The organism is Bilophila sp. (assembly GCF_057864385.1).
On record NZ_DBMAFI010000092.1, the window covers coordinates 3315 to 10610 of the forward strand.

At 51.0% G+C, this 7296-nt stretch carries 3 protein-coding genes; 2 read left to right on the plus strand and 1 reads right to left on the minus strand.

The window, feature by feature from the left end; translation table 11 throughout:
* Nucleotides 1–10: 10 nt before the first annotated feature.
* On the plus strand, nucleotides 11–4444 hold the full coding sequence (locus tag ACZM8Y_RS16750; RefSeq protein ID WP_489501911.1) for a VCBS domain-containing protein: 4434 nt from the start codon (nucleotides 11–13) through the stop codon (nucleotides 4442–4444).
* A 223-nt stretch (nucleotides 4445–4667) separates the two neighbouring features.
* Nucleotides 4668–5798 carry a glycosyltransferase family protein gene (locus ACZM8Y_RS16755; protein WP_482334566.1) on the plus strand — a complete coding sequence of 377 codons (1131 nt, stop codon included), beginning with the start codon at nucleotides 4668–4670 and terminating at the stop codon, nucleotides 5796–5798.
* A gap of 76 nt (nucleotides 5799–5874) precedes the next feature.
* On the opposite strand, the gene ACZM8Y_RS16760 is transcribed toward ACZM8Y_RS16755, so the two are convergent.
* On the minus strand, nucleotides 5875–7296 hold a 1422-nt coding region (locus ACZM8Y_RS16760), incomplete at its 5' end, for a putative bifunctional diguanylate cyclase/phosphodiesterase (protein WP_489501912.1).

Below are 7296 nucleotides of genomic sequence, written 5' to 3' on the forward strand. Positions count from 1 at the left end.
GACTGTGAACGTGACGGATACGGACGGCACTGTGTACGGCCAGCTGATAGTGGATGCCGAGGGCAACGTGACGTTCAAGCAGACGGAGGCGTACAGCGGCGGGAAGCACGGTACGCAGGGCGAAGAGCTCGCGACGGGCTTCAGCGGCAGCCTGAATGTGACCCTTGCGGACGGCACGGAGTCCAGCATCACTGTTGATGTGAGCATCCGTGACGATATGCCGACCTTGACGGTGGGTGAGTTCTCCGGCGCGTACGGTGAAGGCATTGACGGTACGGTGAACTTCGACTTCGGCGCGGACAACGGCGAAGGTGCGAAGATCGAGCTTTCCGTGAACGGCGGTGAAAAGGTTGCAGGCGTCAGCACTGACGGCGGCAAGACCTGGACGTTCACTGTGGAGGGCAAGACGGTGACGCTGAATGCGGAAACGGGTGAGTTCCACTATGACCTGCCTGCTTCCGGTTCCGATGCCGAATACAGCTTCCAGTTCACGGTGACGGACGCGGACGGCGACATGGTGAGTGCGCCTGAAGCTGTGAATGTCAAGGTGGAAGGCACCGACCTGTCCGGCATGAAGGGTAACGTGATTGGTGACGATGCCAACGTGCTTACCGATACGGCAGTTTCCGTGACGATGCCTGAACTTCCTGCGGGCGTGACCCTGGTCGCGAACCAGACTGTGAACGTGACGGATACGGACGGCACTGTGTACGGCCAGCTGATAGTGGATGCCGAGGGCAACGTGACGTTCAAGCAGACGGAGGCGTACAGCGGCGAGAAGCACGGCACGCAGGGCGAAGAGCTCGCAACGGGCTTCAGCGGCAGCCTGAATGTGACCCTTGCGGACGGCACGACCTCCAGCATCACTGTGGATGTGAGCATCTGTGACGATATGCCGATTATCGAGGCTTCTGCTCCATCAACTTCCATAACTCCCGGAGGATCGGGCAATAATCTGGTAGAATCCGATGAGGTTATCTCCTTCACTGAAGGAAATAAGGGTGAGGATGTCCGGACAACCTGGTGGAATGGTCAGGTTGAGATCAGTGCCGCCAAAGTTACCTACGAGGGGACCGATTCCTTGGGACATCCGAGCATAAGTGAGGAGAACCCTGAAGGTATGAGTCTTGGTTACAGCTTCTATAACGGAGGAGCAAAGCAATATTATAAGAATATGCCTCCTCAGGAAGATATAGATAGCGGGATTGCTCAGAGGGATAATGACGGCAAATGGTATCGCGAGGCTCCCAAATCGGACTGGGGCCTGACGGTCAATGGTGGTGAAGGTGATGGAGAGATCCAGGCCTCTGATGATAATACGAGTGAGGCGGTAGTCATTAATCTTAAGGGATATGCCTATGGCATGACCATTAATTTCGGAGCATTCTTCGCAGGTAAGTCGAATCCGGACGACCCCGCAGCAGGCACCGGATACGATACCGTATCCGAAAAGGCGCTTATCACGTTCTATAAGGATGGAAAGCTGGTTTATTCCACCGTTGTGGAGGGAACCAACAGTGGTGAGTTTACGTTCAATACCGGTGATGTTGTTCTTGAGGGCTTTGACAAGGTAGTCATTTCTGCTGTGGATAATGGAGAAAACAGCGACTTCACCATTCAGGGCTTTGACTTTATCACCAAGCGCGACGACGCCATCATTGTCAGTAAGGGCGAAGTGAAGGCGGAATCCGGTGCGGACGGCTTCGCAGATGCCTATATGGAAGTCCATGCCGGTTTTGACCTTGAAAGCATTGTCACCAAGGCGAACGGCAATATGGGTGATGACGGCACGGGTACCATTGAGGTGCAGGTGAATGGGGAAACCTATATCGCCACGCTGCAAGTCAGCACCGGGTCATCCTCCGGGGAATCAATCCTGACCGCGACGCTGAGTGGCGGGTCTGGGACCGGTAGCCTTAATGGCCAGCAACTTTTCACCGCAACGCTGGACAAGGACGGCAACTGGAGCATGGAGCAGTACGAGCAGTTCCGTGTGGATAACGGAACCGGCGACTTATCCAACGAGTTTGAGCTTGTGTTTAAGACGGAAGACGCCGACGGCGACACTGCTACAGACTCGGTGAGCGTTCCTTTGGAGATGGCGGAGCAAACAACGAACAAAAGCGGAGCTGCCATCGATAATGGCGATGACACCATCACCATTACCGGCGGCGACGGCGTTGCCGGAACCGTGGCCGCAGGCGACAGCGGCGGCGTGACCGAAGGCCAGCAGGTTGAGGCCAGCTACAATGTCTGCTTCATCCTGGATATGTCCTCCAGCATGGATACAAAGGTGGGCGACAAGCCTTGGGGTTGGGATAATCGCCAGACAAGGCTTGATATTGCTGTGGAGAGCATCCAGAACTTTATCCACAGCATTGAAGGGAACACGGACTTCACCAACGGCAGCGTAACCGTTGCAGTCATTCCTTTTGCCCAACGTGCAGGGAACCCCATCGAAATAACGATTAGCAGGGTGGACGGTGTAACATCCTATAGTTATGGAGGGGATGACAATCTAAGTTTTGCGCAACTCAGCACGAAGTTGGAGCAGGCTATTGACAGCGCATCTGTTGGCAGCGACTCTGTTACGGATTATGGGCCTGCCTTTGAGGCGGCTGCCGACTGGTTTGACGGGCTGGGCAGCAGTGTCGAAAACGCTACAGGGAATATCACGTATTTCCTGACGGACGGGCGTCCTGCTGGTTATGGCACGGATAACGCGTATCAGGACGATTACCAGAAGGCATGGGAAGGTTACCAAAAGCTCCTGGCTGCCCAGGGTAATGGCCATATCGATATCCATGCCATTGGCTTTGGCGATGACCTGTCTGACACGGACATGGAAAACCTTGCCATGTTTGACAACACAAGCCAGGCGGAAGGCGATGCCCATAGTGCCAATGGCTGGTTTGACACTGACAACGGCATCTATGCCCCCAATGGCGTGGAATACCATAAGCCAGCTTTCATTGATACTGACGAAACCTATTATGTCCAGCTCCGAGATGGGCACTGGCAGGAAGTAAGTTATAAAAATCAGGGGACCGAGTGGCGTCCCAATATGCAGTGGGGCTACTACACCGAGGGCAAGCATGGCCGGTGGGAATGGACGCAGGTAAGTGAATCGCAGCTTTATGAGCAGGTTATCACCCCTGCGGAAGGCGGCACCAGCCAGCAGGTGACGGATGCGGACAGCCTGACCGCCGCCTTTGAAAGCGGCTTTAGGCCGGGTGCGCTGGCGGCTGCCGGCAACGACACCATCACGGCGGAAGAGTCCGCTTCGTCCGTCATCGTTTACGGTGACGTGATGAATACGGACATGCTGCTGAACAACCTGAACGGAGCCAGTAGCAACATCGCGGCAGCGCTTGTAGCGGCCGACATCGACTTCGGTTCCGGTTCCAAAGTGTTCCAGTGGCTGGAAGAGCATGGCAACAGCGATCTGCTCAAAGGCACGGACTATGAAGGCTGGTCGCACGGCGATACCGTCAAGTACATGCTGGAACACCATGAAGAGCTTGGCTACGAGACCCGCGTGGACGGCGATGGCAAGCCCTACCTTGTAGATGCGAGCGGCAATGTCCTGAATATGGACGGGACGAGTGCGCACGTCTCCCTGGATGAGCTTACCGGCCGTACCGGTGGCGATGATGTCATTACCGGCAGCGGGGCTGATGACTTTATCTTCGGTCAGGAAGGTGACGACATCATCAGCGGCGGCCTTGGCAATGATGCCCTCTATGGAGGGACGGGCGACGATATCCTCTTTGGTGATGAGGACATATTAAGCTCGGTAAGGGATGTCCTGGGTATTAGTGATGACTCTGACATCATTGGGGCCATAAAAGATACCGCCAATGATGAGGATGCTCTTACAAAGTTTATTAATGCTGTGGAAGGTGCAGGGAATGGCGGCGACGATCAGCTCTTCGGCGGTTCCGGCGATGACCTTCTGTTCGGTATGGGAGGAAATGACTACCTCTCCGGTGGAGAAGGAGAGGATTTCCTCTTCGGCGGTTCTGGAAATGACATCATTGTCTATGACGAGAATGACTATCTGGTGGACGGCGGTTCTGGCATCGACTTTATGGTGTCCGATGACAACACGCTGACGCTGGATGACATTCTGTCCAACAAGGATACCGGTACCGGGCCTCTTGTAAACAGCATTGAAGTGCTCATCACTGGCGAAAAGGCCCTTGACCTGACCAATATAAATCAGCTTGCCGAAAAGTACGGCATCACGCTTGGAGAAAATGCTGACGGTAAGGAAACGCTCTCTCTGGACATGAGCAAATGGACACAGGAGGGCGACAATACCTATACCCTCAAAGAGGGAGGGTTGACTCTGGAAACGAATCTGGAACGGGACATGAACGGGCAGGATGATGCTCAGATTCAGCAGCATATGTTCATCCTCCAGAATGGACAGGGCTCGTAACCTTTTCATATGCGCTGGAGCGGTTCAGAAGAACCGCTCCGGCTTTTTTTACATCTGTTCTCCGGTTCCGGCGGCTCTTTCGATTGCCGGTATATCTCTGGCAGTCATGCCGCGCCGGATCGCGGGCGGCAATATGGACATCCCGTTCCGTCATGTGTCCGGAGTGTGAGGGTATATGCGTATTCTTTTTTGTAATGTCAGTTATCCCGGTAGGTTCGGAAGAATGCCTTCCGACCTGGCTGCCGACCCCACAAACGAGGTGATGTTCCTTTCCTTCCATCCAAAGAAAGATAACGCATCATCCGGCATTATTCACGCCCGTCTGAACCTCAACAGGGATCGCGGACGTATGCCGCGGGGCGACGATACCTTTGTGATGGAATGGGAAAAGATGTTCAGCCTGGGGAAGCAGGCTTTACAGACCTTTCTGCATATTCGAGATTCGGGATTCATTCCTGATATGATATTCGTCTCGTTTTTTGACGGCCCCGCTCTTTTCCTTCGGCACATTTTCCCCCAAGCCTTCATCGTATTCTATTTCAACGGCTTCAGGAGCAAACTCGCCGATGACGGAAAACTGCTGGCTGTCATGGATCTCCAAAGGGCGATGGCCGCGCAGAGTGACCTCTACTTCGTGCGTTCGGAAGTACAGAAAAACTCTTTCCCGCCCGTGCTCCATCCGGTCATCCACGTATGGCCGCCCTATGTGGATACGGCTCTTTTCCACCCCATGCCCCGTGACCTTTCCCTGTTTTTTCCCCATGAAGCACCAAACTCAGACAAGGAACTGGTGACAGGGCACATGAAAGGAACAGGCCGTTCCCAAAAAGAACTGATGTGGGTCATTTTTGATCTGCTTGAATGCCGTCCTCATTGCCTTGCGGCGCTTACGTTTGAGAGCGAAGCGTCCAAAAAGCAATGGCAACAGGTAATATACGCCCTGCCGAAGCATGTGCGGCAACGCATTTTCTTGGCGGGAGGCCTCGACATCGAGAGGTATCATCACCTGTTATGTTGCAGTTCCGTGTATGTTTTTCCCGAATACAGCAATTCTCCGTTACAGGGGATGCTCGAAACCATGAGTTGCGAAACTCTGCTGATGACGCCGGTACAGGAAGGCGCGGATTTTCTTTTCCTGCCGGAAAAAACGATGCTCGCCTACCCTGAAGAGGGCAGGGAAAAACAACGGGAAGCGATCTGCCGCGTCCTTGACCATTTGGAAGAATATGATTCCGTGCGGCAAAAAGGCAGGGAGGTGATCGCGAAAAAATGCGACGAGCGGGTCGTTTTGGGGGAACATCTGGATTTTGTCATGAAAGAGTATGAAAAGTTTACCCGTTTAAGCAGAGTCTGAGTTCCTAAGATAGAAACAGCCACTGGGCAAAGCAAAGCCCACTGGCTGGTCGGATACCCATGAAGACAGCTCCTGCCTACCGCATGTATTTCTTGCTGAACTCTTCCGCACTGAGGGGACGGCTATAAAAATACCCCTGTCCATATTCGCAGCCGAAGGATTTCATCATTTCCGCATGCTCACGGTTTTCTATTCCCTCAACTACAGTAACAATTTTAAGCTGTTGCGCAAGCTGCACAATCTGTTTCAGAACAATCCACCGTTTCGCACCGTCTTTTGGGGATGCTGTACGCAAAAATGCCTGATCTATTTTGAGTTCATCCAATTTTAAGAGATGTAGAGTATTCAGGGAAGAATATCCGCTGCCGAAATCATCCAAAGAAATTTTGAAACCAATTGATTGTAATTGTTCAATTTTAGTGTTGAGCTTTTCCAGATTGTTAACCATTACCCCTTCCAAAATTTCCAGGACAATGAACTTGGCAGGCACCTGGTATTTGGTGAGGAGTTGTTTCAAGTTCTCAACATAATCCTCATCCATAAAAAGAAGTCTGGTTTGATTGACCGAAATAGGAATGGGCGGAACCCCGCTGTCAATCCATTCCCGAATTTGTTTGCAAGCGCATTCAGTCATATACAAATCTAGCTTGCCACAAAATCCATTGGACTCGAACACTGGAATAAATTCACCGGGATAAACAAGCCCTCCCTCGTTAGTTTGCCAGCGAACCAAAGCTTCCGCTCCAGACACGGAACTATCAGCCAAACGAACCTTCGGTTGGAGATATAATTTGAACTCCTTGTTTTCCAGTGCGTGTTCCATATGGCTTTCTACATAATTATTTCTAAGCTCCACCTTATGAATGTCTTCATCATAAAAATGGATACGCTCCTTAGTGTTTTCCCGTATAAACTTTTGTGCTAACAGAGCCTGATGTGGATTTCCATGAATTGCGACTCCACAGTAAATATTTATATCGTATCCATTCTTGTTTTTACGAGAATACTCACTCATAGAAGAGGATATATCATCCATCCTGTTTTTTATTCGCACTTTATCAGTATCTTGCATCAAAATATAGAACTGATCCGCATTTTCCCGACAAAAAAATTCATTATCAGCTATGCTTGAGCGAATTTTTTTACAAAGTTCATTCAAAATGAGATCGGCATATTTTTTCCCAAAAAGCTCATTAAAGAATTTAAAATTCAATATATTAACTGTAACGATGGAATATTCTTTTGTGTGCTTGGCACATTCCTCAAAACGCTGTTCAAAACGTATATAATTTTCCGCCCCTGTGACTTTATCAAAATAGGCAATTTTTATAAGATTATTACCATTCTTACGAATTATAATATACCCATATATTATCAAAGCTATTGACAACAAAAGAACAAACAGAAACCCTCCGGCAATAGTAAAAATAATGGAAACTACTTGATGCAGATGGCCCCATTCTGTATTGGCACAGAGCAAATACCAGCCATTCAATCC

Bases quoted from the DNA above. Each gene is read 5' to 3' on its own strand.
- ACZM8Y_RS16755 (WP_482334566.1), top strand. From the start codon at position 4,668: ATGCCTTCCGACCTGGCTGCCGACCCCACAAACGAGGTGATGTTCCTT.